The organism is Pseudoalteromonas sp. CnMc7-15 (assembly GCF_022347925.1).
Classification (GTDB): Bacteria; Pseudomonadota; Gammaproteobacteria; order Enterobacterales; family Alteromonadaceae; genus Pseudoalteromonas; species Pseudoalteromonas ruthenica.
Map to the genome: position 1 here is coordinate 1 of NZ_JAKRFT010000006.1, position 25,461 is coordinate 25,461.

A 25,461-nucleotide genomic window follows, 5' to 3' on the forward strand; every position below is an offset into this window, starting at 1 on the left:
CCTAGGCTTAAGTTCCAAAATGCTCCAGATTATATTGCGGAAGTGGCGGAATTGGTAGACGCGCTGGATTTAGGTTCCAGTATCTTCGGATGTGAGAGTTCAAGTCTCTCCTTCCGCACCATGTTCTTGATACGAACTAAAATTATCAAACTTGATTTCGTTGGAGTATCGCCTCGCCACGAAGTGGAAGCGGTAAGGGCAGAAGAGAGAGGTTTTGATCCCTCACTCATCCACCCCCAGATTCAAATCCTGGTCCACAAATAGATTTGAGATTTCGTTGGAGTATCGCCAAGCGGTAAGGCAGCGGGTTTTGATCCCGCCATTCCCAGGTTCAAATCCTGGTACTCCAGCCATTGGCTACGTAGCTCAGTTGGTTAGAGCACATCACTCATAATGATGGGGTCCCCTGTTCAAATCAGGGCGTAGCCACCATTTTCTTTCTACCAATAAGAAAATGGAAAATACACTATGCGGGAGTGGCGGAATTGGTAGACGCGCTGGATTTAGGTTCCAGTATCTTCGGATGTGTGAGTTCAAGTCTCACCTTCCGCACCATGTTCTCGATAAGAACTAAAATAATCGTCCTGGATTGCTGGAGTATCGCCAAGCGGTAAGGGCAGAAGAGAGAGGTTTTGATCCCTCACTCATCCACCCCCAGATTCAAATCCTGGTCCACAAATAGATTTGAGATTTCGTTGGAGTATCGCCAAGCGGTAAGGCAGCGGGTTTTGATCCCGCCATTCCCAGGTTCAAATCCTGGTACTCCAGCCAACTTTCCTAAAGTTGAGGAATGAGCCTAGTGTCTCCAATTAGACGCTTTAATTAGGTTCCTTTAGGTAAAGTAAAAAATGCGGAAGTGGCGGAATTGGTAGACGCGCTGGATTTAGGTTCCAGTATCTTCAGATGTGAGAGTTCAAGTCTCTCCTTCCGCACCATTTTTATTATCTCACCTTTTATACATCACCATAGTCTAAGCACTACTTGCTTATCGCGACCACCTATAAGCATTTATAGAATTCACTTAATAAAAAATCCGGCACGGCTGCAAGATGGCGATTGATCTAGTGACCAATCGCGTATTTTAGTACCCAATCTTTTATCGGCCCAGCCTGGTTTGCTGCGCGTAAAAATAGATTGCGCCCCCATTTTAATGGCCCACTCTCATTAGAGAACCCCCAATAACATGCATCCATTGTGCTCATCATAGCCAAGTTGGCATGCCGGCGCGCTTGCCAATAACGCTGCAATGCAATATCAATGGGGTTGTCATTTTGTAACTGTGCATTAAGCGCCACTACATCAGCAAAGCCGAGATTGACCCCCTGCCCTGCCAACGGGTTGATGGTATGAGCGGCATCCCCGATTAACACGCAGCGTCCTTGAACATAGCGCTGAGCATGGGCTCTGGTAAGCGGAAAAACCGCCACAGACTCAATATCAAAATCACCTGGCAAGCTTGGGAAATGAGTAATAATCTCTTGTTTCAGTTGCTCTTTTGGTAAAGCCTTTAAACGAGCTAAGTGATCACCATGGTGATACCAAATCAAGTTGGCATAAGGTGCCTGCATGGGTAGAAACGCCACTGGCCCGGTCCGCTGAAATTGCTGCCAAGTACGCACCTGCTGCGGGGCATCAAGCTTAACCAAAATGCCCATACAATGCTGCTGATATTGCCACCCCTCGCTACCTATTCCTAACATCGAGCGTACAGCGGAACGCCCGCCATCGGCAGCAATGAGTAGATCGCCTTGATACTGCTTTGCCCCTAAGGTCAGTGTTACTTGCTCACCGTCATCGTCAATCGCACTTATTGGCTCTGCACTTTCGATAGCTGTAATATCGTACTGTGAGAATTGTTGCCATAACGCTGCTTGAATCACGTTGTTTTCAATGAGGTGACCTAAATGGGTTAACCCCAGTTGTTCAGCGGAAAATAATAAACGCGCGTTGGGCTGTTCAAAAGCTTCTAACTCTGTGTACGGCGCGCTACGCGTCGCTTTAATCGTCGCCATAGCTCCGAGTTCATCAAGCAATCGTTCGGAGGCACGATTTATCGCTGAGACACGAATATCAACACGGCTGTTTTGCAAATCAGTAGTGGCATCTGGAAAGTGGCGCTCAAATACCGTCACCTTCATGCCTTGTTGCGCCAGCTTAATGGCACAAGCAGCTCCGACCATACCGCCACCGACGATTAGCACATTTTTTACACTCATGGCCTATTGCCTCTAAATGCTTCAATATTATGGTGATTGTAACTCAGTTAAGGCAATGGTGGCAGTCTAAGCGCAGGCTAAAGCGTGTTGCTTTGATGTCATCCTGTGTCACAGTGTAAATATCAAATCTATACTTGGCTCATAGCGCGATAGCATATAAAATACGCGTCCTTTAGGCGAAGCTCGGGCCGTTAGTCCAACCCAAAGCTCTGTCGTGCATTATCTACCGGATTGAAAGCGAGGCATTATCTCAATGAGTAAAAAGCTGCATATAAAAACCTGGGGTTGTCAGATGAATGAATATGACTCTCAGAAAATGGCCGATCTACTTGATGACACCAATGGTTATCAGTTGACCGAAGAAGCCAGCGATGCGGATGTCATTTTACTTAACACCTGCTCAATCCGTGAGAAGGCACAAGAAAAAGTATTCCATCAACTTGGCCGCTGGAAACTACTCAAAGAGCAAAACCCCGATTTAGTTATCGGTGTTGGTGGCTGCGTGGCCTCACAAGAGGGTGATACCATTCGCCAACGTGCGCCTTTCGTAGATATCGTGTTCGGCCCACAAACCTTGCACCGCTTGCCTGAAATGATTCAACAAGTGCAAGCGAAAGAAGGTTCTGTGGTTGATATCACTTTTCCTGAAATCGAAAAGTTTGACCGTTTGCCAGAGCCCAAAGCGGAAGGACCCAGTGCCTTTGTATCGATTATGGAAGGCTGTTCAAAATACTGCACGTTCTGCGTGGTGCCCTACACTCGTGGTGAAGAAGTAAGCCGCCCTCTGGATGATGTACTTTTAGAAGTTGCACAACTGGCTGAGCAAGGCGTGCGTGAAGTGAATCTGCTGGGTCAAAACGTTAACGCATATCGTGGCGAGACGCATGATGGCGAAATCTGTTACTTTTCTGACTTACTGCGTTACGTGGCCGCCATCGATGGTATTGATCGCATTCGCTACACGACCTCGCACCCAGTTGAGTTTACGCCTGATATTATTGATGCCTATGCGGATGTACCTGAGTTAGTTGATCACTTGCACTTGCCAGTACAAAGTGGTTCAGACCGCGTGTTAAACCTAATGAAGCGTGGCCACACGGCCATTGAATATAAGTCGACTATTCGCAAACTGCGTAAGATCCGCCCTAATATCAGCATGAGCTCAGACTTTATTATCGGCTTCCCAGGCGAAACCACCGAAGACTTTGAAGCAACCATGAAGCTTATCAACGACATCGGCTTTGATATGAGTTTCAGCTTTATTTACAGTGCCCGCCCCGGTACACCTGCAGCAGACTTGCCGGATGACGTCAGCGAAGACGAGAAAAAGCAGCGCCTATACATTTTACAAGATCGCATCAATCAAATGGCACAGAAAATCAGCCGTGATATGTTTGCTACTGAGCAGCGTATTTTGGTGGAAGGTCCTTCGAAAAAGAACCCTATGGAGCTGCGTGGACGCACCGAAAATAACCGCGTAGTTAACTTCGAGGGCCCACATTCTGTGATCGGCCAATTTGTTGATGTCCGTATCACTGAAGCGTTGCCTAATTCACTGCGTGGAGAATTGCTGCGCACTGAAGATGAAATGAATCTACGTCGCGATGTCGCGCCGAGCGACATTCTTGCTAAAGCACCGAGCGAGCCGCAAGCCAATGACATCGGCGTCGGTACATTCACCCCGAATTAAAATAATCGTGCGCTGCGTTTACGCAGCGCCAAACAACAGGAAGCAACTTTGAGTAACCAGCTGAAGAATATCGATATATACTTAGAACCGTCAGACAATGCCCGCCTTTCTTCTTTGTGTGGACCCTTCGACGAAAATATTAAGCACATCGAGCGTCGTCTGGGAGTTGAAATTGCACACCGCGAAAACCTCTTTAAAGTCACCGGCAAGCCGCACACTGCAAAAGCTGCCGGGGAAATTCTAAAAAATCTTTACGTTGATACGGCTCCTGTTAAAGGTAAGCAAAAAGAGATCGAACCTGAACACGTACATTTAGCCATCACCGAAGCTGATGTGCTCGAACAAGAGCAGCCCAGTGTGTGGGGTAAAGAAGTGTTCATTAAAACCCGCCGTGGCGTCATCAAGCCGCGTAACCCCAATCAAAGTCAGTATGTAGCTAATATCTTAAATCACGATATTAGCTTCGGTATTGGCCCAGCAGGGACCGGGAAAACTTACCTAGCCGTAGCCGCTGCCGTCGATGCCCTCGAACGCCAAGAGATTCGCCGTATTCTATTGACCCGCCCGGCGGTTGAAGCGGGTGAAAAACTAGGCTTTTTACCTGGTGACCTCACCCAAAAAATCGACCCTTACCTGCGCCCACTTTATGATGCTTTATTTGAAATGCTTGGCTTTGAGAAGGTTGAGCGACTAATAGAGAAAAACGTCATCGAAGTGGCCCCGTTGGCGTATATGCGTGGTCGCACTTTGAATGACGCTTTTATCATTCTTGATGAGAGCCAAAATACCACAGTGGAACAAATGAAGATGTTCCTAACCCGTATTGGCTTTAATTCAAAAGCGGTGATCACCGGTGATATTACGCAGGTCGACTTGCCTCGCGGCGCGCGCTCAGGCCTGCGTCATGCAATTGAGGTGCTCAGTGATGTTGAGGCTATCAGCTTTAACTTTTTCCAAGCTCATGATGTGGTGCGCCACCCCGTGGTCGCTGCTATTGTTGAAGCTTACGAAAGCCATGATGAAGCACAGCGCGCCAAACGCGCCGCTAAAGAGCAAAATAAAAAAGAGTCTGACTCATGACCACCACTGTCGATCTGCAACTTGCTTGTGAATTTGATAATTTACCGAGCGCTGAGCAATTTCAGCGCTGGGCCGCGTTGGTGCTTGATGAACTTAAGCCCAACAGCGAAATCACTATTCGTATCAGCGATACAGAGGAAAGCCAAAGCCTCAACCATAGTTACCGAGGCAAAGACAAACCGACTAATGTTTTGTCTTTTGAGTTCGATGCCCCCCCAGGTGTAGAGCTACCTTTAGTTGGGGATTTGATTATTTGCCCCGAAGTGGTATATCGTGAGTCTTTGGAGCAGCAAAAAAGCTTTCATGACCACTTTGCCCACATGGTGGTACACGGGTGCTTGCATTTACTTGGCTATGACCATATAAATGACGCTGATGCCCAAGAAATGGAAGCGATTGAAAAACGCCTGTTGGCAACCATTGATATCAGCGACCCATACAGGGATGATGAGTGTTAATCCCAATAGTGAGGCTCTGCTCACTATCGGAATTAATTCAACTTGGAGCGCATAAAGCTAATGAGCGACGAAAACTCGCATAGTAGAGAGGGTTCTTCTGGAAAATCGTGGATGGATCGCATCACCCAGATGTTCCAAGGAGAACCCCAAAATAAGGAAGAATTGGTTGAAGTCATCTCAGATGCGCAAGAACGCGATCTGATTGACCCTGAGACCAAGGAAATGATGGAAGGCGTATTGGGTGTGTCGGAGCTGAAAGTGCGCGACATCATGATCCCACGCTCACACATGATCACCTTAGATGTAGATAAACCACTGTTCGATCAACTACCGATGATGATTGAGTCCTCGCACTCGCGCTTTCCGGTGGTGTGTGAAGACAAAGACCACGTCGAAGGTATCTTATTGGCCAAGGACTTATTGCCATTACTGATGGACAAAGAGGCCGCCTTACCAAACCTACGCGATATGCTCCGCCCGGCGGTAGTCGTCCCGGAAAGTAAGCGGGTTGATACGCTACTGAACGAGTTTCGCCAACAGCGCTACCATATGGCGATTGTTATCGACGAATATGGTGGTGTGTCTGGTTTAGTGACCATTGAAGATATTCTCGAAATCATTGTCGGCGAGATTGAAGACGAGCATGATGATGAAGACGAAAGTAAAGCCATCCGTAAGGTTTCTAAGCACGTTTACTCTGTACAGGCTCTGACGCCTATTGAAGAGTTTAACGACGTGTTTAAAACCGATTTCAACACCAGCGAAGCCGATACCATTGGCGGTATTGTGTTACATGCCTTCGGCCATATGCCTGGGCGCGGTGAAATCATAGACATTGATCCTTTGCAGTTTAAGGTCACAAATTCCGACAGCCGTCGTATTTTGCAGCTGCAAGTTACCTTGCCGAAATCGAGCGATGGCGAAGATACTGACGCGGCTTAAACAGCAATTTAGTGATAAAAAAACATGGCTGGCACTGGTTGCCGGCCTTGTTTTAACCTTTGCTTATGCCCCTTTCGGCGCCTGGCCTTTAGCTTTTTTTAGTATTGCGGTGCTGTGTTATTGCAGTTATCAGGCACCGGTCAAACAAGCGGCTTGGTACGGATTTATCTTTGCCATCGGCTGGTTTGCTGCGGGAATAAGCTGGGTGCACGTCTCCATAGCCCAGTTTGGTGGTATGCCACTGCCCGCCTCCATTGCCATTATGGCCTTACTGGTGGTGTATTTAGCACTTTATCCTGCACTGGCACTGGCACTCACTGCGTTTATACACAAACACAGCGGCGCTTGGCTGGCTCCGCTGTTAATCAGCTTTGCCTTCAGCGAATGGTTGCGCGGCACACTACTGACCGGCTTTCCTTGGTTATCACTGGGCTACACCCAAACCGATTCGCCAGTAAATATTCTCGCGCCGGTGGTGGGTGAATTTGGCTTAAGTGTGCTAGTACTGGCCGTGGGTTATGGCCTTTATCGTTTATTTTGTGCCAAGGTCTGGCAACCCCTTGTGGCAACGCTCGCCGCAGGCGCCCTAGTTGCAGCCCTAGCCACAGTATTCAGTTATAACCAGTATTCTGGCAAACAGCTGGATGTGGCCTTAGTGCAAGGCAATATCAAGCAAAGCATGCGCTGGCAACCTGAGAACTTCTGGCCCACCATGCTCAAGTACCAAGATATGACGCGCCTACATTGGGATGCCGATCTGGTGGTGTGGCCTGAGGCTGCGATCCCCGAGCTCGAACAGTTAGCGGGGGAATACCTCACATCCTTGGATAAGGCTGCGGTATTTAACGATACAGCGCTTATCACTGGCATCGTCGACTATCAATATGATACCCGCAATGTTTACAACACCTTAGTGGTGGTGGGCAAAAAACAACGAGACAGCAGCGCAGGTCAGTACCGCTACCTCCATAAAAACCGCTATCGCAAACATCAGTTACTACCTATTGGCGAATTTGTGCCTTTTGAAGACTTATTACGCCCTTTGGCACCGCTGTTTGACTTGCCAATGTCGAGTTTTAGTCGCGGTGAACGCGTGCAAGATAACCTAATTGCCAACGGCTACCACATCCTTGCGGCTATCTGTTACGAAATCGCCTTTCCGGATTTAGTCAGAGATAATTACCGCAGTGATTCGGATATCCTCTTTACCGTGAGTAATGATGCCTGGTTTGGCGACTCCCACGGACCTCATCAACATATGCAAATCTCACGCATGCGCGCGCTCGAGCTGCAGCGTCCACTGGTACGAGTGACTAATACTGGGGTGACTGGCGTGTATGACCCGATTTCGCAATCACAACTTAGCCTTGCGCAATTTGATGCGGATGTACTGCGCGCTGATGTTCGCTTGATCTCTGGCGACAGCCTATACGCCCAGTATGGTCGTTGGCCTACGTGGTTGGCGCTGCTGTGCTTACTGGGCCTGAGTCTGTACTATTCTAGAAGAGTTAAAAAAAGCGCCTAACGGCGCTTTTTTTATTGCTTGTCGAGGTAATCAAACACCAAGTTAGTCATCGCTTTGACCCCTAACGGCAACGCTTTCTCGTCAATGTAAAAGTGCGGCGAGTGGTTGCTTGGCGCCGTTTTGGCATCCTGATCCTTTGGCGTCACTCCCAAAAAGAAGAACAGTCCAGGGGTTTCCAGGGCGTAGTAAGAGAAGTCTTCAGCGCCGGTGATCAGATCCGTGGTGATGACATTGTCACTGCCTGCGGCTCGTTGCAGCGTGGGGGTCATCATGTTCGTTAACTGCGGGTCATTCACGGTGACCGGGTAACCATGGTCGATATGGATATCAGCCTTTGCCCCAGCTGCCTGGGCGGTTAACTCCACGGTTTTTTGCAAACGCTGCTTGATGTCAGCGCGCATTTGCTGATCAAAGGTGCGAATAGTGCCCACCATCTCCACCTCATCAGGGATAATATTACTGCGTACCCCACCATTGATGGCACCAAAAGAAATCACCGAAGGCGCTTTGGTGACATCGACTTGGCGCGAAGCAATGGTTTGTGTAGCCATAATGATTTGGCTAGAAGCGACAATGGGATCGACTCCATTCCAAGGTCGTGAACCATGAGTCTGACGACCTTTGACCTTGATGTTAAATGAGTCTTCACTGGCCATCAACGGCCCTGAGCGAAAACCAATTTGCCCGGTATTAAGTGATGAGGTGACATGCAAACCAAACACCGCCTCAGGCTTTTGTGCAAATAAGCCTTCTTTAAGCATCAGTTCGGCACCGCCCTGCTCTCCCTCAGGAGCGCCTTCTTCCGCTGGTTGGAACACAAACAGTATTTCCCCAGCTAGTTCCGACTTTAACGCCACCAAGGACTCAGCCACAGCCATAAGGATAGCGACATGGGCATCGTGACCACAGGCATGCATCACCCCCACTTTTTGACCACGGTAAGTGGCACTCTGCTGCGAAGCAAAAGGCAAGTCTACTTGCTCGGTCACAGGCAGTGCGTCCATATCCGCACGCAAGGCAATCAAGGGTCCCGGTTTATCACCCTTGAGCCTGGCTACCACCCCGGTATGAGCCACGCCGGTTTCCACCTCAAGGCCCAAGCTTTGTAAGTGTTCGGCCACGTACTGCGCGGTCTTAAACTCACGGTTACTCAATTCCGGATATTGGTGAATATGACGTCGCCAAGTGATCACCTTATCGGCAACCTGTTCATTGGCTTGTTGAATTTGTTGGTCTAAATCAGCGGCCGCAACGCTTGATGTGACACTAAACATACCTGCCAGCAATAGCGCTTGGCCTAAAACCGAAAGCTTTGTCATGGATTGTTCCCCTGTTGAATAATGGTGGGTGCTTACACCTCGGTATTAACGCTAATGTAACACTTAGGTGAAAAACAGTGGGTTGCGACCAATGACATAAAAAAGCCTGCGCGAAGGCAGGCTATACTCATGAGCTTAATTATTGACGCGCTGCCAAGGCCCGCCATTGATGGGGTCGTCACCTTGTGTCCACCATTTAGCCTGATACAGGACACCATTTTTGCTGGCTTGGTCACCCCCGACGTAGATAGTCGCCGCATCCCAGGTGTTCGCCCCGTCACCGGGTGCAGGGTCTACCGGATCGCTTGGCGGTGTCGGCTCGCTTTGGCCGCCACTGTCAATAAGTTGCCAGGGCCCACCATTAAGAGGATCATCACCTTGAGTCCACCACTTGGCCTCATAGATTTGCCCACCTTGGCTCACTTGCTCACCTTGTACATAGACCGTTGCTGCATCCCACGCTGCAACGCCATCCACAGGCGGCTCTGTGGGCGGCTCACTAGGCAAGGTGTCGCTAACGCGCACTTGCGGCCAGCCGGCATGAGACTGATAGAAGTTAGTAACACATTTCTCATAGTCACCGGGGACCAAGGCCGAATAAGCCGTTTGATAACCTACTAACTTACATTCGAAGGAATAGCCACCGGGGCGGTCGGCATAGTAGCCCCAATCACCTTCCCAATTGGTGTATAACACATCTGTCGCGCCCTCAAGATTAAGACTGCCATACGGGGTTTGTTGCCAACAGGTGTCCTCTTCGTCACTTTCTATAACGATATTGTAGTGATGAGCGAGGCCCTGCCAATAACGAATGCGATTGACTGGTTGGCCCTTATATTTATTTTGCTCGCCGCACTCTATACCACCATTGATAACATTAATGGTGGTACCAAAGCCATAACCAATCCCGGCATTACGCTCACGCTGCGACGGCACCCAGGTACGGTCAATCACGTGTAACATTGCCGGTTTTGGGGCTTGCGGAGTGAGGAAAAACCAAATAGCTGAAGCCAAGTTTAACCACGAGTCCGCCACTAACGCCGGGTTATTTAGCAATACGGTGGCGTCACCATCGAACATGACTTCTGAGAATGCCCCGTAGTTAAAATGATAAGAGAGCTGTTTTGCGCCGCGACCAAAGTAGCCCTGACCTGGAGCGCATGGCCAACGACGGTTTTGCCAATCATTTTGACCGCAGCCTGTGGTATAGCCCTCTTCGCCCTCGGACCATCCCATTTCTCGCACATGCACTAACGCTTGTTGCCACTCCTCTAACCCCAAAGGGTTATCAGAGACGTTGTCTTTACTGATATGACCGCCAGTTTCTTGGGCAAAGTGAGCAAAGGCTGTGACTATTGAGCGTTTGCAAATAGCATCGGCATCACGACCATCGCTATAGTCGCCACAAAACGCGGGGAATTTGCCTATCGCTCTTAAAAATCGCGTGTAGGTGTACTCTGGTGCGGCCATTTGCGTAAGAAAGTCCCACTGCTGCTGTGGAAATACCCGTTGTGCGCGCTGCACGTTTTCGGGGTTTGTGGCGCTCCCTGGGACAATAGCTTCAACCACGGCATTGTCGCGAGTACGCAGTGCCTGCGCCCACACTTGATACATAGGATCGGCTGTTTTCGCCGCTGCCATGGCTTCAATATCGGCTTTGGCGAGGACATAGCCCTCGGGGTTCTGTGGATCGGGTTGTACATTAATGGCGTGGGCCGCTGTGGAGACGGCTGCGCTGATCCCCAGCACGGTGAATAGTTGTGTTGTTGTAGACATATTTGACTCATTTTTTCGTTGTAAGACCGACCAGCTACTCATGCACTGATCACTGAGCCCTCCCACCGTTTATTGTTGCCACAAAGACAGCGTTGTCAAATATATTTTTACATTGTATTTTCAATTTTACTTATATAGGGGACATGAAATTGACAGGGTACACGCTAAATCAGTTACGCTGACCTAGCGTATTTACAGCAGCTTAGTTAACAGCAATAAGCTCAACGTCGAAGATTAGCAAGCTTGCTGGGGCGATATTCCCCACCCGGCGGTTACCATAGGCAAGTTTAGCTGGAATATACAGCGTGGCCCGCTCTCCAGCATGCATGGCAAGCAGCCCTTGCTGCCAGCCACTGATCACTTGGTTTAATTTGAAGGTCAGGGGTTGGCCTCGCTTCTGGGAGTTATCGAATTCACTGCCATCAAGCAATGTACCCCGATAGTGCACCGTTACTTTCGACTTAGCGCTTGGCTGCTCACCAGCCTGATTGCGAGTATGCCACAGCATTTGCACCCCACAATCAAGCTCTACAACTCCTTCTTTGTGTTTGTTCTCGGCCAGAAATTGCGCCTCGGCATCGCCATTTTCTGCTGCTGCCGCTTGATTGCGCCGATGGCCGCGAAAGGTCAGTACCAACAACACGACAATGGCGAGAATTAATAACGCATTAATCATCCTTTTCTTCCTCACCAGCAACAATGTCAGCTATAGCCCGCAAGCGTTTCATGGCTAAGTCGTGCAAGCTTCCTTCGGGATATTGGCCCTGGTGAAATTGCCCGCATTGCTTACCAGTTAGCAGACTGAGGGCTTCATCGACACTCGAAACTGGATAAATATGGAACTTTCCCTGCTCAACGGCACTTATTACCTCTTGATTGAGCACCAGGTTCAAACAATTTGACTTGGGAATAATGACCCCTTGGTGAGTATCTAAACCGCGCATTTGGCAAAGTTTGAAGAACCCTTCAATCTTTTCGTTAACACCGCCAATGGCTTGCACTTCACCGCGTTGGTTGATTGAACCAGTCAGTGCAATGCCTTGCTTTATGGGCACTTGGGTAATACTTGAGACCAAAGCACATAACTCAGCCAGCGAGGCACTGTCACCATCGATATAGCCATAGCTTTGCTCAATTGCGATGTTGGCACTGAGAGTCAGGCTGAAATCCTGCGCGTATTTATTACCTAGGTAACCGGTTAGCAACATGACACCTTTTGAGTGAATAGACTTACCCAATTCGGCTTCGCGCTCAATATCAATCACCCCATCACTGCCTGCATAAACCGAGGCGCTCATACGCGCCGGAGTGCCAAATGAGGTATCACCTACGTGCAGCACGGTAAGGCCATTAACAATGCCGACTGCCTCACCTTGTGTATCAATGAGAATGTGTCCTTCACGAATATCACTCAGCATGTTTTCGCTCATTTGCCCAGTGCGGTATTCTTTCCCAGCAATTGCTTCTTCTACGTGGGCAGCTAGGATCTGTTCACTGCTGTCCTGACGAGCGTAAAAGCTTGCTTCAGCCACTAACTCAAGTACATCGGCAAAGCGTGCTGACAACTTTTGTTGATGCTCAGCCTGGCGGTGGCTGAAACGCAACAACAGTGCCATCGCCTCATTATTAGGCTCAATTTTCAGCTTTTCTCGACAATACTCAATCACTTTAGTGATAAATTGATATTGGTATTTATCTGAGCCTGGCAGGTAATAATCAAAATCAGCCAGGACGCGAAAATGCTCGGCAAACTCTTCGTCGTATTCATTGAGGGTGTAATACAAATCCCGAGAACCCAGTAAAATTACTTTTACATCCAGTGGGATCAATTGCGGTCGTAAGGTGAAGCTGCTACCTACCGAGCTGTCTTGGTAAGGTAAATCATTTTTTATCTGATGTGTTTTTAAGGATAGTTTTAAGCCGTCCCACACTTGCGCGTTGGTCATCACTTTTTCCGCATCCATAATCAGATAACCACCATTGGCACGGTGCAGTGCGCCAGGCTGAATGCTGCGATAACTGGTTACCAACGACCCTTGCGATGTTGAATATTCTATTTTGCCAAACAGGTTACCAAAGGTCGGGTTAGGCTCATAAATAACTGGCGCGGGGTCGTCTTCTTTAAAGGACACCAATAAATTGGGAGCAAAGAATTCGGTGAGCATTTCATCACGATCATACTCATCTTTGTTATCTTCACTGCCTTGCTCTTCATCAAGCCACTCGAGTACCGTATCGACCAACTCTGAGCGTAAATCTTTTAAGTAACGCAACACCCCAACATGGGTGGCATACTTGTGCTCAAGCTCACGTAAAAGCGGTTTGATTGCCGCTTCGGCGGTGCTTTTCTTCAGCTTTCGCAGTGCCTCGCTAGACTCGCGCTTCCACTTTGGCAGCTCAATGAGGGCATCAATTAATGCGTCTTCAAGCTCTGCGATAGCGTCGAGAAAGCGCTCTTGCGTGGGCTCATCAAGGGCACTGAATTGCTCATCGCTGAGGCGCTGATTGTTGACGATTGGCACAAAACCTACGTTATTTTCATCCTCAATCAACTCGACACTGCGGGCATTGGCCAAGTCTTCCACCGCAGCCAACGCATCTTCGTACTTATCTTCAAATTCACGATCGATGGACTTTTTCTTGCGTTGGAACCCAGGGTTATCAAACGCAGCCGGAAAGGTATCAAGAATCTCATCCAGCAACGCATCAATATCGTCGACTAGGACTTGTCCCTCGCCCGGATTCATTAACAAGGCGATAGGCTCGCGGTGATCATCGTAATTATTAACATAGAGCCACTCACGCGGCGTTTCGCGCTCTTTGGCATGTTGTTGCAGTTTATGCTGCACTAACGTAAAGCGCCCTAACGCTGGCTCTCCCATCACATAAGCATTGTACCCAGGAAGCTGCATACCCAGGGCAAATTCCAAAGCACTGTCGGCACGCTGCTGGCCGATAAAAGGTAAGTCCTCGGGGTAGGGATGCGCTAAACAAGTGCGCACATGATTTGCTGAAATTTGTGGGGCCAACGCATTGGCACTAAGAGGAGTAACACCGTTATTGCTTTTATCTTTCATTCGACACATCTTGTAGTGGGCCCTAATAGAGGGCCCCAATTATTATCCGCTGAGCACTGCGTTATGGCTGCAGTGCCTGACGGCTGAAGTGAATGCCTTCGCATTGACTGCAAGGCTGAATCTCACTGGCGTGGTAAATATCCACCTGATGATGGCAATTTTGGCACACTAAGGTGCCCATGGCTATCCATTCTCCAGCGTGATAAACGCCTTTATGTTTAAAGTCTTGGCTAAGCGCTTGCCACTCCAATTGTGACTTATCTTCGATATGTGATAATTCGAACCACAGCGACTCCTTAAGTTCTTGCCATGCTAGCTCGTTATAGTGTTTCTCGTGTTCAATGAGGTGGTCGATGTCGCGCTGTAAATATTGTTTATATTGCTCGTACTTGTCTTTACTCAGCTCCTGCAAAGCCTGCTTCGACTCCATAAAGGAGGACACCATGTCTTTCACTTCATGCTCTTTCACATCTTTGAGCCAATCACTAAACTGACCCAACCATTGACGATAATCTGCCATGTTCGCTCCTTTTGAATTTAACAGCCTCTCTCTTTGTAACTATAGCCCGCTTGCCGACAATTCAATAACAGCGATAAAAAAGCCTGTGCCTTGCTGTGATTAGATATCGATTTGGGGTATGCTATCGGCAAATTTGTCATCATTTTGCAAGAAGTCTGGAATAGTAGATGCAAGAGCAATATAACCCGCAGGAAATAGAAGCTAAGGCCCAGTCATACTGGGAAGAAAACAAGGTTTTCCAAGTTCGTGAAGACGACTCAAAAGAGAAGTTTTACTGTCTGTCCATGTTCCCCTACCCGAGTGGTCGACTGCACATGGGTCACGTGCGTAACTACACCATTGGTGACGTTGTTTCTCGCTTCCAGCGCTTGCAAGGTAAAAATGTTATGCAACCCATGGGTTGGGACGCCTTTGGCTTGCCGGCAGAGAATGCCGCAATTAAAAACAACACCGCCCCAGCCAAATGGACCTATCAAAATATTGATTACATGCGTAACCAGCTCAAACTATTAGGCTTTGGTTACGACTGGGACCGTGAGATTGCCACCTGTCACCCAGATTACTACAAGTGGGAACAATGGTTCTTCACTAAGCTGTACGAAAAAGGCCTAGTGTACAAAAAAATGTCCACTGTTAACTGGGACCCTGTAGATCAGACTGTTTTAGCAAACGAGCAGGTAATTGATGGTCGTGGTTGGCGCTCTGGCGCTGTGGTTGAGCAAAAAGAAATTCCGCAATGGTTTATTAAAATCACCGACTACGCACAAGAATTATTAGATGATTTAGACAAGCTTGAGCACTGGCCTGAGCAAGTTAAAACCATGCAGCGCAACTGGATTGGCCGCTCTGAAGGCGTCGACATTACCTTCAAACGCGCCGATAACCAAGGCGAATTCAGCGTCTACACGACACGCCCCGATACCTTCATGGGTGTTACCTATGTGGCTGTTGCCGCAGGCCACCCTATTGCTCAAGAAGCTGCGAAGAGTAATGCCGATGTTGCGGCGTTTGTTGAACAGTGTAAAAACACTAAAGTAGCCGAAGCCGACGTTGCCACCATGGACAAAAAAGGCATCGCCACGGGTCTGAACGCAGTTCACCCGCTAACCGGTAAGGAAGTGCCGATTTGGATAGCTAACTTTGTGTTGATGGACTACGGCTCAGGTGCAGTTATGGCAGTACCAGGACACGATCAACGTGATTTTGAGTTTGCGTCAGCATACGGTTTAGAGATCAAGCAGGTTATTGCTGCCAATGAAGGTGACGAGTGTGATTTATCCAAAGCCGCTTACACAGAAAAAGGCACGCTCATCAATTCTGGTGAATTCGATGGTCTGGACTTTGATGCCGCCTTTAATGCCATTGCCGATAAGTTAACTGAACTTGGCGTAGGTGAGCGTAAGGTTAATTTCCGCCTGCGCGATTGGGGCGTTAGCCGCCAACGCTATTGGGGTTCACCTATCCCAATGTTGAATAAAGAAGATGGCAGCGAACTGGCAGCGCCAGAAGATATGCTACCGGTGCGCCTACCAGAAGATGTGGTGATGGACGGCGTGACTTCCCCCATTAAATCAGACCCTGAATGGGCCAAGGCAAGCGTCAACGGTGAAACCGTGTTCCACGAGACCGATACCTTCGATACCTTTATGGAATCATCTTGGTACTACGCTCGTTATTGCAGCCCGCGTTACGACGAAGGCATGCTTGAGCCAGGTGCAGCTAACTATTGGCTGCCAGTCAACCAGTATATTGGCGGTATTGAACACGCAATTTTGCACCTGCTTTATGCGCGTTTCTTCCACAAATTATTACGTGATTTTGGCTTGGTCGACTCTGATGAGCCATTTGAGCGCCTACTTTGCCAAGGCATGGTACTGGCCGACACCTACTTCCGCAAAGATGAAAAAGGCGGTGATATTTGGTTCTCACCCAGTGACGTCGAAGTAGAAACTGATGACAAAGGCCGTATCATTAAAGCTTGGCACAAGGATGATGGTCAACCGGTTGAAAGCGCCGGCATGAGCAAGATGTCTAAGTCCAAGAACAATGGCATCGACCCACAAACGGTAATCGACCAATACGGTGCCGATACTGTGCGTTTGTTTATGATGTTTACAGCACCACCAGAGCAAACACTGGAATGGTCTGACTCCGGTGTTGAAGGCGCGCACCGCTTTATCAAACGGGTATACAAGTATGCCTATGATGTGAAGCAAGCGGGCTTTGTTGAGCTAGATGTTACCAGCTTGACGAAAGCGCAAAAAGAACTGCGTCGCGAGTTGCACAAAGCCATCGCTAAAATCACCGATGATTTAGCCCGTCGCCAAACCTTCAATACCGCCATTGCAGCGGTAATGGAACTATCGAACAAGCTGATCAAGGCACCATTAGCTGATGACGGTGACAAAGCCGTAGCCAATGAAGCGTTAGAAGCAATGCTGATTATGCTGGCACCGATTACCCCACACCTATCACATCAGTTGTGGCAAGACCTCGCTAAGCCTGGCGATATCCTTGACGCACAATGGCCTGTTGCCGATCAATCAGCCATGGTTGAAAGTGAGAAACTGGTGGTAGTTCAAGTCAATGGTAAAGTCCGCGCGAAGCTGACTCTAGCGGCCGATGCAGATCAGCAGGCCGTTGAGCAAGCAGCCTTTGCAGATGCCAACGTACAAAAGTTCACCGATGGACTCACCGTGCGTAAAGTCATCTACATCAAAGGCAAAGTGCTTAATGTGGTGGCGAACTAAGATGTTCGCTGCCAGTGCACTACGCCATAGCCTAGTGATCAGCTGCTTAGTATTATTACTAGGCAGCTGTGGTTTTCACCTTAAAAAGGCCTCGGATCTACCGCAAGATCTCATGACTTTGGAAGTCAACGCCAGCGATCCTAATTCAGCTCTGTATGAGCAACTATTGAGTGAACTTGCACGCAGTAATGTGCAGGTCAATAAAGGGTTGCGCGCTAACTCTCCGATGTTACGACTCACCTCCGACCGCCTAGATAGACGAACACTGTCGCTGTTTAAAAACGGTCAGGTCGCAGAATACGAGCTTATTTACTCGGTGTCTTACACGCTTAAGCGAGCAGGTGAAGACCCTATCGAGCAATATTTTGAGCTTTATCGCAATTACCAAGACGATCCAGACAATGCCTTAGCTAAAGCCAATGAAATGACGATTTTGTTGGAGGAGCTACGCAAACAGGCGAGTCGCCGCATTGTTAGGGAGTTAGCACAGCTCTAATGCGCATCTACGCGAATCAACTGGCACAGCAACTATCCCGTGGGCTGGCACCTTTTTACATGGTGTTTGGCGATGAACCCTTTCAAGTTGATGAGTGTATCCGCCATATTCGCCAAAATGCGCGCCAACAAGGCTTTGATGAGGTCATTAAACTCACCGCCGGAGCGCAATTTGACTGGCAAGAGTTAGACGGCCACTACCACAGCCTGTCGCTATTTAGCTCCCGCACCTTAATAGAATTAGACTTAAATGGCCAAAAGCCTGCGAAAACCGGCGCCGAGCACCTGAAGCAATGTGCACAAGGCGTGAATCCTGATTGCATTATTGTGATCCGTGGCATGAAAGCATCGCAAGACGTCCAGCGTTCAGCCTGGTTTAAAGCGCTTGATAAAGAAGGCATCTTTGTCCCCTGCTACCCACTAACCGGCAATCACTTACGGCGCTGGCTTGATAACCACTGTCAACGTCTAGGTCTAAATCTTGAAGGGGATGCTAAGCAGGTGCTGCTCGATACCACAGAGGGGAACCTCCTGGCCTGTCACCAAGAGCTAGAAAAGCTGGCTTTGCTGTACGCAAATAAAGCCATTGATGGGCGTACCCTTACAGGCATGTTATTGAATCAAAATAAGTTTGATATTTTTGATTTGGCTAATGCGGTACTTGGTGGCGAGGGGGACAAAGCGATGCAGGTGTTGGCACGACTGCAAAATGATAACACCGAGCCCACCGCCATCGCTTGGGCTCTTGGCAAGGAAGCGCAGCAACTCCTCACACTCGCAGAGTTGCGCCATCAAGGACAGGATTTTAATAGCGCGTGTAAAAAACTGGGGATTTGGAAGAATCAGCAACCTTTGTATCAAAGAGCCCTGCAACGCTTAGACATGGCACGTATAGAGCAACTTTGTGATTTACTCAGTGATTTTGATAGCCAGTTTAAAAGCGGCAAGTTATCTTCACCCTACCCCATGCTTGCACACATCAGTATGAGCTTCTGTCGCACCTTACCATTTTCTGCGCCTATTTTTTCGGAGTAAATATGCTTCTGTTCGGCGGTACGTTTGATCCGGTTCATATCGGCCATCTTAATATGGCTAATCAGTGCTTAAATCACTTCAATAGTGAGCAACTATTTTTTATGCCCAACCGCGTCCCTGCTCACAAGCAGGCGAGCAACATCAGTAATGCTGACAAACTGGCGATGTTACGCTTAGCCATAGCCTCCGAGCCGCGCTTTAAAATCGATGAGCGCGAGCTGCATCGCGAAGGTCCATCCTACTCACTGCTGAGCCTACAAGAGTTACGTGAAGAACTAGATAATGCAGGTAATCACCAAGAGCCAATACTCTTTTTGATGGGCTTGGACTCATTCAACAGCTTTGATTCGTGGTATCAATGGCAGCAAATTACATCTTTGTGTCATTTAGTGGTCTATCAGCGTCCACAAGAGCGCCTTGACCTCTCCGCAACACTCACGCAATACTTATCACAGCATCAGTGTCAGCAAGGGGCGGCGCTCAATAACCAACGCAGCGGGCTTGTTTACTTTTTACCCGGCCCGCAGCTGGCGGTTTCATCCTCCGAGGTGCGAGCCAAATTGCAACGTCAGCAGCCTTGTGAGGAACTGCTTACGCCGCCCGTGTACCAATATATCCGCGATAAGCGCCTGTATATAGGTTGATAATAGTGGTAAAATACGCCGCTTAGAAAGCTTTAACTAACTTAGAGAGTGCATTTTGCAAACCAACAATCTTCTTGATTTTGCATTAGATAAAATTGACGATATGAAAGCGCGTGACGTCATTACCTTAGACGTTCGCGACACATCGAACATTACTGATTTTATGGTTGTCTGTTCGGGTAATTCCAAACGCCAAGTTCAATCCATCGCCCAACATCTTGCCAAAGAGGCCAAGGAACATGACTTAGATGTGATAGGCATGGAAGGACAAGACATCGGTGAATGGGTATTGGTGGACTTAGGTGACGTGGTCGTGCATGTAATGCAAGATGAAACTCGTGACTTTTACCAACTCGAGAAGCTCTGGGGTTAACGGTGAAAATCCAACTGGTCGCTGTGGGGACCAAAATGCCATCTTGGGTAGAGACAGGGTTTAGCGAATATCAACGCCGGTTTCCCAAGGACATGGCTCTAGAACTGATTGAAATACCCGCTGGTAAACGCGGCAAAAATGCCGATATCAAACGTATTTTACAGCAAGAAGGTGAGCGCACCTTAGCGGCCATTCCAAAGGGAAATCGTATTGTTACCTTAGAAGTGACAGGCAAAGCGATGGACACGCACCAGCTTGCCAAGGCCATGGAAAAGTGGCAACTCGATGGTCGTGATGTCAGTTTGCTTATCGGAGGCCCAGAGGGGCTAGCTCCCGAATGCATTGCCCGCAGCGAGCAAAAGTGGTCGTTATCGAATTTAACCTTGCCTCACCCGCTGGTTCGCATTATCGTAGCGGAAAGCCTATATCGAGGCTGGAGCTTAAATAACAATCACCCCTATCACCGAGAATAGCCGTTTTTATGCTGCGTAAACGCACTCCTATCCGCGATCATTCCGCCGAGGCCAATTTGTTTGCGCGCCGTTCTTTTACGGCTTTTATTTTTGTTCTTATTCTGGTCGCCATTTTAATTTCGAATCTCTACAACCTACAGGTGGTGGCGCACAAGACCTATCAAACCCGTTCCAACGATAACCGAATTAAAGTATTGCCTGTGGCTCCTAACCGAGGCTTAATTTACGATAGGAACGGCACTTTACTGGCCGAGAACAAGCCGGTTTATAACCTCGAGGTGATCCCCGAACAGGTGGATGACCTAACACAATCGCTGGACGATATTAGCGCGTTACTCAATATTAGCGAGCAGCAGCGTGCGGAGTTTCTCGACGATATCCGCCACAATCGCCGGTTCCAGAGTCAGGTGCTAAAAAGCCGTTTGAATGACAAAGAAGTAGCGCTATTTTCTGTAAACCAACATAAATTCCCAGGGTTCAGTGTCGAGGCTCGCTTAGCCCGGTACTACCCCTTCGGAGATACCCTCACTCATGCTCTTGGTTATGTTGCCAAACTGAATAAAAAAGAACTAACCAACCTGGAAGCGCAAGGCTTGGCCACCAATTATCGCGCCACCCGGGATTTCGGTAAGCTCGGGCTTGAGAAGTTTTATGAGTCGCAGTTACATGGTCAAGTAGGCTCGCAATCGGTGGAGATTAATAACCGAGGCCGAGTATTACGTCGCGTTGAGGAAACGCCTCCGGTGCCCGGTAAAGACTTAATGCTGACCCTCGATATTGGGCTGCAGCAAATCGCGCAAATGACATTAAAAGATAAACGTGGTGCCATTGTCGCATTAGATGCAAAAACGGGAGGCATTTTAGCACTGTACTCTAACCCCAGCTATGACCCTAACTTATTCGTTCACGGTATCAGCTCAGCAAATTACAAAGCCCTACTTAACCCCGATAGACCGCTGATAAACCGTGCTACCCAAGGCCGCTATGCCCCGGCGTCAACGATCAAACCACATATGGCGATTTTTGGCTTAGAGCAGGGGTTGGTGACCGAAGAAACAAAAATGTGGGACCCTGGCTTTTTCCAAATACCCAACGTTGAACACAAATGGCGCGACTGGAAGCGCTGGGGTCATGGCCATGTCGACGTATATAAAGCCATAGAAGAGTCATGCGATACTTATTTTTACGACATCGCTTACCGTGCTGGCATAACCAAAATTAGTAATTTTATGGCGCAGTTTGGTTTTGGCGATTTATCCGGTATTGATATCCACGAGGAAACGACGGCTATTTTGCCTTCCAAGGAGTGGAAAGAAGACCGTTTTCGCGAGTCTTGGTGGCGTGGCGATACGATTTCTGTAGGAATCGGCCAAGGGTATTGGACAGCAACCCCGATTCAAATTGCTAACGCCGTCAACATCATGGCCAATCGCGGCGTACACAATCCGCCCCACCTAGTTCATCAATTACGCCGTGATAGCGATATTACCACCGTTAATGACGACGAAAAGCCACCGGTAAAATTACAAAAACCTGAGCATTGGCAAATTGCCTTAGATGCCATGCATAATACCGTGAAAAAAGTCACAGGTACGGCGCATAAGGCATTCAAAGGGACTAATTATGATCCTGCCGGTAAAACAGGCACCGCACAGGTGGTGAGCATTGCCCAGGGCGAGCGTTACGACGCTGATAAGCTCAAAGAGCGCCATCGTGATAACGCCATTTATGTTGGTTTTGCTCCGTTTGACGACCCGCAAATCGTTGTCACAGTCATTGTTGAAAACAGTGGCGGTGGCAGCTCGGTGGCCGCCCCAATCGCCCGCGAGGTAATGGACTACTATTTCCTTGCGAACCCCATTGCCAGCGAAGTACAGGATGAATCGCAATGACGCCATTACATCAGCACAACTCTTTATGGCAACGCGTGCATATCGACCTGCCGCTGTTTTTAGCCTTGCTCGCCATGATGTTCGCAAGCTTGTGCATCGTCTACAGTGCTAGCGGCCAAGATTGGAATATGATGATGCGCCACGGCACCCGGATGGGTGGCGCTCTAGTGGCTATGTTAGTGTTTGCACAAGTCTCTCCACCTACGTTAAAGCGTGTTGTTGTACCTTTGTATCTGATGGGCACCTTGATGCTCATCGCGGTGTTGTTTGTCGGTGTCAGTTCCAAGGGTGCACAGCGCTGGCTCGACATTGGTATTCGTTTTCAGCCTTCAGAGATTATGAAGCTTGCGGTGCCCATGGGCGTTGCTTGGTATATTGGCCGCAATCATCTGCCGCCTCGCTTGGGGCATTTGTTTATCGGGCTGGTTATCGTCATGGTGCCCACTTTGCTAATTAAAGAACAACCCGACTTGGGGACATCTATTCTGATCGCCAGCTCGGGGATTTTTGTGTTGTTTCTGGCCGGTGTAAGCTGGAAGCTGATTGGCTCTTTGGCTGTGCTCGTTGGCGCCGGCGCTCCCTTATTTTGGCACTATGGTATGCACGCCTATCAAAAGCAGCGAGTCCTTACTTTCTTAAACCCGGAAAGCGACCCCCTCGGTGCTGGCTACCATATTATTCAGTCAAAAATCGCCATTGGCTCGGGCGGCATAGAAGGCAAGGGCTGGTTGCAAGGCACCCAATCACAGTTGGAGTTTTTACCCGAGCGACACACCGACTTTATCTTCTCAGTACTGAGTGAAGAGTTTGGCCTAATTGGCGTGTTAATCCTCTTAGGGGTGTATTTATTCATTATCGCTCGCGGCCTCTATATCGCCGTGAATGCCCAAGAAGCCTTTGGCAAGTTACTCGCAGGGGCTTTAACCCTAACTTTCTTCGTTTATGTGTTTGTCAACATCGGTATGGTGTCTGGATTATTACCTGTCGTAGGCGTCCCCTTGCCACTGATCAGTTATGGCGGCACCTCAATGGTGACTCTGATGGCGGGTTTTGGCATTATTATGAGTATCGCCACAGAAAAACGGATGTTAAATAAATAATGGCAGTTCGTGCGCTTTTTCTTACTCTTATAACACTTTTAATAAGTGCCTGTAGTACGCCATCGGGGCGCTATCATATGCGCCATGATGCCGCTCCTTTACGCCAGCCTACCGCGCTGGAGCTGCAAGATGCGGTGATCACCGATGAACCCAAAAGTGCCGCTGCAAATCGTCCTTATGAAGTTCGTGGGCGCCATTACGTGCCTATTTTTGACGAACGAGGGTTTACACAGCAAGGTATTGCTTCGTGGTATGGCCGCAAGTTTCATGGCTATCACACCTCCAATGGCGAGACCTACAACATGTTCGCCATGACCGCAGCCCATAAAACCCTGCCCTTACCCAGCTTCGTTCGAGTGACCAACCTCGATAACGGCAAAAGCGTGATCGTTCGCGTCAATGATCGCGGCCCGTTTCATGACGACCGGATTATTGATTTATCATACTCAGCAGCCTACAAACTGGGCTACCACCGCCAAGGTACAGCGCGGGTTAAGCTCGAAGCAGTTACCCTTGCCGACGCAAAACCTCGTACTAAGTATATTCAAGTCGCTGCGGGCTCAAAACTCGCTAATATTGAAGCTTTGGCTTATCAATTGGAGCAGCAGTATCACGTACCAACGAATATAAAAAAGCAAAATGATGGAATTTTTCGCTTACGCTTAGGTCCAATAACTGATGAAAATCAGGCACAGTCGCTATTGAAGCAATTAAAAAGTGGCCAATTCGCCCAAGCTTTCTTGCTTTATGATGACCATGCCCTTTAAGATATTAACCAATTCGCATTTTCACCTAAAATATATTTAAAAGCATAATGAAATCAATTAAACATTCTCTTCTCAAAGGCCTAGGCGGATTACTGTGTGCAAGCTCAGTGTTTGCCGCTCAAGCGCAAATCATTCCGGCTCCACCTGAAGTTAACGCTAAGGGCCACTTTCTTGTCGATTTCACAACGGGCAAGGTGATCGCCGAAGGCGAAGCCGACACTAAATTGGCACCCGCTAGCCTTACGAAAATGATGACGAGCTACGTCATCGGTACAGAAATTAATGCCGGTAACATCTCCCCTTCAGATATGGTGACCGTCAGTGAAAATGCATGGGCGAAAAATTTCCCAGAGTCATCAAAAATGTTTATCGAAGTTGGTAAGCAAGTAAGCGTTGAAGATTTAAATCGCGGTATCATCATTCAATCGGGTAACGATGCGTGTGTAGCGATGGCCGAGCATATTGCGGGAAGTGAATCGGCATTTGCCGATCTCATGAATGCCCACGCGCAGAAGCTTGGCATGGATAACAGCCACTTCATCAACAGCCATGGTTTAGACACCAACGAGCATTTCACTACCCCTCGGGATATGGCGACCTTGGGCGCTGCACTTATCCGTGACGTGCCAGACGAATACGCACTGTATAAAGAAAAAGACTTTACCTACAACGGTATCAAACAATTTAACCGCAATAGTTTGCTGTGGGATCAAGGCCTCGACGTAGACGGCATTAAAACTGGTCACACTAGCGAAGCCGGATATAGCCTTGTGTCTTCTGCCACCAAGGGTGATATGCGTTTAATAGCCGTGGTCATGGGTGCCAGCTCTGAGCGTGCACGTAAAGTGGAAAGCAAAAAACTACTTAACTACGGCTTTCGTTTTTTCGAAACCATCACACCGTATAAAGCTGGCGACAAATTTGCCGACCAACGCATCTGGATGGGCGACAAAGAAACTGTGGCGTTAGGCATTTTAGAAGACACGCCTATCACTATCCCTCGTGGCCAACAGAAGAACCTAGAAGCGAACTTTGAGCTCGATACGACACTTGAAGCGCCACTAGAGAAAGGCACCAAAGTAGGCACTTTGTACTTACAACTTGACGGTGAAGATGTGGCCAACTATCCACTGGTGACACTGGAAAGTATTGAAGAAGGTGGCTTTTTCAGCAAGATCTACGACTATTTGCGCTTACAAATCATGTAATCGCCGCTGATTTGTTATAGCGGATCACGCATTACCTAGCGCCCCACTTGTTGGGGCGTTTTTTTTACCTTAAAAAATGCTAGAATACACACTATTAAGAGCTTTGCTCCGTATACTTTAA

The 25,461-nt window shown here is 48.5% G+C and carries 21 protein-coding genes and 6 tRNA genes; 21 read left to right on the forward strand and 6 right to left on the reverse strand.

What is annotated here, in order from left to right:
- Positions 1 to 36: 36 nt before the first annotated feature.
- The 6 genes from MHM95_RS14670 to MHM95_RS14695 all read left to right on the forward strand — a co-directional run bounded on the left by MHM95_RS14670 (position 37) and on the right by MHM95_RS14695 (position 935).
- Positions 37 to 121, forward strand: a tRNA-Leu gene (locus MHM95_RS14670).
- 157 nt (positions 122 to 278) lie between these two features.
- Positions 279 to 353 (forward strand) — tRNA-Gln (locus tag MHM95_RS14675).
- A gap of 2 nt (positions 354 to 355) precedes the next feature.
- Positions 356 to 432: transfer RNA gene (locus MHM95_RS14680), tRNA-Met, on the forward strand.
- A gap of 38 nt (positions 433 to 470) precedes the next feature.
- Positions 471 to 555 (forward strand) — tRNA-Leu (locus tag MHM95_RS14685).
- 141 nt (positions 556 to 696) lie between these two features.
- Positions 697 to 771: transfer RNA gene (locus tag MHM95_RS14690), tRNA-Gln, on the forward strand.
- Between the two features lie 79 nt (positions 772 to 850).
- A tRNA-Leu gene (locus MHM95_RS14695) sits at positions 851 to 935 on the forward strand.
- A gap of 126 nt (positions 936 to 1,061) precedes the next feature.
- On the opposite strand, the gene MHM95_RS14700 is transcribed toward MHM95_RS14695, so the two are convergent.
- Positions 1,062 to 2,216 (reverse strand): FAD-dependent oxidoreductase, encoded by a 1,155-nt coding sequence (locus MHM95_RS14700; RefSeq protein ID WP_239385653.1) that lies wholly within the window; start codon positions 2,214 to 2,216, stop codon positions 1,062 to 1,064.
- 253 nt (positions 2,217 to 2,469) lie between these two features.
- Between MHM95_RS14700 and miaB the strand changes: the two genes are divergently transcribed.
- The 5 genes from miaB to lnt are packed head-to-tail and all read left to right on the forward strand — an operon-like array spanning position 2,470 to position 7,911.
- On the forward strand, positions 2,470 to 3,906 hold the full coding sequence (gene miaB, locus MHM95_RS14705) for a tRNA (N6-isopentenyl adenosine(37)-C2)-methylthiotransferase MiaB (protein WP_022944680.1): 1,437 nt from the start codon (positions 2,470 to 2,472) through the stop codon (positions 3,904 to 3,906).
- Between the two features lie 48 nt (positions 3,907 to 3,954).
- Positions 3,955 to 4,986, forward strand: a complete 1,032-nt coding sequence (locus tag MHM95_RS14710; protein WP_022944679.1) for a PhoH family protein — start codon at positions 3,955 to 3,957, stop codon at positions 4,984 to 4,986.
- Complete coding sequence (gene ybeY, locus MHM95_RS14715; protein ID WP_239385654.1) at positions 4,983 to 5,444, forward strand: rRNA maturation RNase YbeY; 462 nt, start codon at positions 4,983 to 4,985, stop codon at positions 5,442 to 5,444. Before MHM95_RS14710 ends, ybeY begins: the two co-directional genes overlap by 4 nt.
- 60 nt (positions 5,445 to 5,504) lie before the next feature.
- On the forward strand, positions 5,505 to 6,386 hold the full coding sequence (corC, locus tag MHM95_RS14720) for a CNNM family magnesium/cobalt transport protein CorC (protein WP_022944677.1): 882 nt from the start codon (positions 5,505 to 5,507) through the stop codon (positions 6,384 to 6,386).
- Positions 6,361 to 7,911, forward strand: coding sequence for an apolipoprotein N-acyltransferase (lnt, locus tag MHM95_RS14725; RefSeq protein WP_239385655.1), 1,551 nt, complete (start codon positions 6,361 to 6,363; stop codon positions 7,909 to 7,911). Before corC ends, lnt begins: the two co-directional genes overlap by 26 nt.
- 11 nt (positions 7,912 to 7,922) lie before the next feature.
- Here lnt and MHM95_RS14730 read toward each other — a convergent pair whose 3' ends face one another.
- The 5 genes from MHM95_RS14730 to MHM95_RS14750 all read right to left on the reverse strand — a co-directional run bounded on the left by MHM95_RS14730 (position 7,923) and on the right by MHM95_RS14750 (position 14,603).
- The gene (locus MHM95_RS14730; protein WP_239385656.1) at positions 7,923 to 9,230 is read right to left on the reverse strand and encodes an amidohydrolase; all 1,308 of its coding nucleotides are present in this window, start codon (positions 9,228 to 9,230) and stop codon (positions 7,923 to 7,925) included.
- Positions 9,231 to 9,365: 135 nt separating this feature from the next.
- Positions 9,366 to 11,006 carry a chitinase gene (locus MHM95_RS14735; RefSeq protein WP_239385657.1) on the reverse strand — a complete coding sequence of 547 codons (1,641 nt, stop codon included), beginning with the start codon at positions 11,004 to 11,006 and terminating at the stop codon, positions 9,366 to 9,368.
- Positions 11,007 to 11,208: 202 nt separating this feature from the next.
- Positions 11,209 to 11,682 carry an FKBP-type peptidyl-prolyl cis-trans isomerase gene (locus MHM95_RS14740; RefSeq protein WP_022946372.1) on the reverse strand — a complete coding sequence of 158 codons (474 nt, stop codon included), beginning with the start codon at positions 11,680 to 11,682 and terminating at the stop codon, positions 11,209 to 11,211.
- Positions 11,675 to 14,083 carry an ATP-binding protein gene (locus MHM95_RS14745; protein WP_022946373.1) on the reverse strand — a complete coding sequence of 803 codons (2,409 nt, stop codon included), beginning with the start codon at positions 14,081 to 14,083 and terminating at the stop codon, positions 11,675 to 11,677. Before MHM95_RS14745 ends, MHM95_RS14740 begins: the two co-directional genes overlap by 8 nt.
- A gap of 61 nt (positions 14,084 to 14,144) precedes the next feature.
- Positions 14,145 to 14,603, reverse strand: coding sequence for a hypothetical protein (locus tag MHM95_RS14750; protein ID WP_022946374.1), 459 nt, complete (start codon positions 14,601 to 14,603; stop codon positions 14,145 to 14,147).
- Positions 14,604 to 14,770: 167 nt separating this feature from the next.
- Between MHM95_RS14750 and leuS the strand changes: the two genes are divergently transcribed.
- From leuS to MHM95_RS14800, 10 genes are read left to right on the forward strand one after another with little or no spacing between them, the layout of a single operon-like run.
- Positions 14,771 to 17,353, forward strand: coding sequence for a leucine--tRNA ligase (gene leuS / locus MHM95_RS14755; RefSeq protein ID WP_239385658.1), 2,583 nt, complete (start codon positions 14,771 to 14,773; stop codon positions 17,351 to 17,353).
- Between the two features lies 1 nt (position 17,354).
- A complete protein-coding gene (lptE, locus tag MHM95_RS14760) occupies positions 17,355 to 17,849 on the forward strand; it encodes an LPS assembly lipoprotein LptE (protein ID WP_239385786.1) in 495 nt (164 codons plus the stop codon).
- Complete coding sequence (gene holA / locus MHM95_RS14765; protein ID WP_151172453.1) at positions 17,849 to 18,883, forward strand: DNA polymerase III subunit delta; 1,035 nt, start codon at positions 17,849 to 17,851, stop codon at positions 18,881 to 18,883. The genes lptE and holA overlap by 1 nt, the downstream gene beginning before the upstream one ends.
- A gap of 2 nt (positions 18,884 to 18,885) precedes the next feature.
- Positions 18,886 to 19,527, forward strand: coding sequence for a nicotinate-nucleotide adenylyltransferase (gene nadD / locus MHM95_RS14770; protein WP_239385659.1), 642 nt, complete (start codon positions 18,886 to 18,888; stop codon positions 19,525 to 19,527).
- 55 nt (positions 19,528 to 19,582) lie between these two features.
- The gene (rsfS, locus tag MHM95_RS14775; RefSeq protein ID WP_022946379.1) at positions 19,583 to 19,900 is read left to right on the forward strand and encodes a ribosome silencing factor; all 318 of its coding nucleotides are present in this window, start codon (positions 19,583 to 19,585) and stop codon (positions 19,898 to 19,900) included.
- A 2-nt stretch (positions 19,901 to 19,902) separates the two neighbouring features.
- Positions 19,903 to 20,373 (forward strand): 23S rRNA (pseudouridine(1915)-N(3))-methyltransferase RlmH, encoded by a 471-nt coding sequence (rlmH, locus tag MHM95_RS14780; protein ID WP_022946380.1) that lies wholly within the window; start codon positions 19,903 to 19,905, stop codon positions 20,371 to 20,373.
- Positions 20,374 to 20,381: 8 nt separating this feature from the next.
- A complete protein-coding gene (gene mrdA, locus MHM95_RS14785) occupies positions 20,382 to 22,265 on the forward strand; it encodes a penicillin-binding protein 2 (RefSeq protein WP_045979816.1) in 1,884 nt (627 codons plus the stop codon).
- Complete coding sequence (gene rodA / locus MHM95_RS14790) at positions 22,262 to 23,365, forward strand: rod shape-determining protein RodA (RefSeq protein WP_022946382.1); 1,104 nt, start codon at positions 22,262 to 22,264, stop codon at positions 23,363 to 23,365. Before mrdA ends, rodA begins: the two co-directional genes overlap by 4 nt.
- The gene (locus MHM95_RS14795; protein WP_045979817.1) at positions 23,365 to 24,132 is read left to right on the forward strand and encodes a septal ring lytic transglycosylase RlpA family protein; all 768 of its coding nucleotides are present in this window, start codon (positions 23,365 to 23,367) and stop codon (positions 24,130 to 24,132) included. The genes rodA and MHM95_RS14795 overlap by 1 nt, the downstream gene beginning before the upstream one ends.
- Before the next feature lie 47 nt (positions 24,133 to 24,179).
- Entirely contained in the window at positions 24,180 to 25,340 is a 1,161-nt protein-coding gene (locus MHM95_RS14800; RefSeq protein ID WP_022946384.1) for a serine hydrolase, read from the forward strand.
- Positions 25,341 to 25,461: the final 121 nt, after the last annotated feature.

Excerpts from the sequence above, each read along its gene's own strand:
- MHM95_RS14700 (WP_239385653.1), bottom strand. The coding sequence starts at position 2,216 with ATGAGTGTAAAAAATGTGCTAATCGTCGGTGGCGGTATGGTCGGAGCT.
- miaB (WP_022944680.1), top strand. The coding sequence starts at position 2,470 with ATGAGTAAAAAGCTGCATATAAAAACCTGGGGTTGTCAGATGAATGAA.
- ybeY (WP_239385654.1), top strand. The coding sequence starts at position 4,983 with ATGACCACCACTGTCGATCTGCAACTTGCTTGTGAATTTGATAATTTA.
- corC (WP_022944677.1), top strand. The coding sequence starts at position 5,505 with ATGAGCGACGAAAACTCGCATAGTAGAGAGGGTTCTTCTGGAAAATCG.
- lnt (WP_239385655.1), top strand. The coding sequence starts at position 6,361 with ATGGCGAAGATACTGACGCGGCTTAAACAGCAATTTAGTGATAAAAAA.
- MHM95_RS14730 (WP_239385656.1), bottom strand. The coding sequence starts at position 9,230 with ATGACAAAGCTTTCGGTTTTAGGCCAAGCGCTATTGCTGGCAGGTATG.
- MHM95_RS14735 (WP_239385657.1), bottom strand. The coding sequence starts at position 11,006 with ATGTCTACAACAACACAACTATTCACCGTGCTGGGGATCAGCGCAGCC.
- MHM95_RS14740 (WP_022946372.1), bottom strand. The coding sequence starts at position 11,682 with ATGATTAATGCGTTATTAATTCTCGCCATTGTCGTGTTGTTGGTACTG.
- MHM95_RS14745 (WP_022946373.1), bottom strand. The coding sequence starts at position 14,083 with ATGAAAGATAAAAGCAATAACGGTGTTACTCCTCTTAGTGCCAATGCG.
- MHM95_RS14750 (WP_022946374.1), bottom strand. The coding sequence starts at position 14,603 with ATGGCAGATTATCGTCAATGGTTGGGTCAGTTTAGTGATTGGCTCAAA.
- leuS (WP_239385658.1), top strand. The coding sequence starts at position 14,771 with ATGCAAGAGCAATATAACCCGCAGGAAATAGAAGCTAAGGCCCAGTCA.
- lptE (WP_239385786.1), top strand. The coding sequence starts at position 17,355 with ATGTTCGCTGCCAGTGCACTACGCCATAGCCTAGTGATCAGCTGCTTA.
- holA (WP_151172453.1), top strand. The coding sequence starts at position 17,849 with ATGCGCATCTACGCGAATCAACTGGCACAGCAACTATCCCGTGGGCTG.
- nadD (WP_239385659.1), top strand. The coding sequence starts at position 18,886 with ATGCTTCTGTTCGGCGGTACGTTTGATCCGGTTCATATCGGCCATCTT.
- mrdA (WP_045979816.1), top strand. The coding sequence starts at position 20,382 with ATGCTGCGTAAACGCACTCCTATCCGCGATCATTCCGCCGAGGCCAAT.
- rodA (WP_022946382.1), top strand. The coding sequence starts at position 22,262 with ATGACGCCATTACATCAGCACAACTCTTTATGGCAACGCGTGCATATC.
- MHM95_RS14795 (WP_045979817.1), top strand. The coding sequence starts at position 23,365 with ATGGCAGTTCGTGCGCTTTTTCTTACTCTTATAACACTTTTAATAAGT.
- MHM95_RS14800 (WP_022946384.1), top strand. The coding sequence starts at position 24,180 with ATGAAATCAATTAAACATTCTCTTCTCAAAGGCCTAGGCGGATTACTG.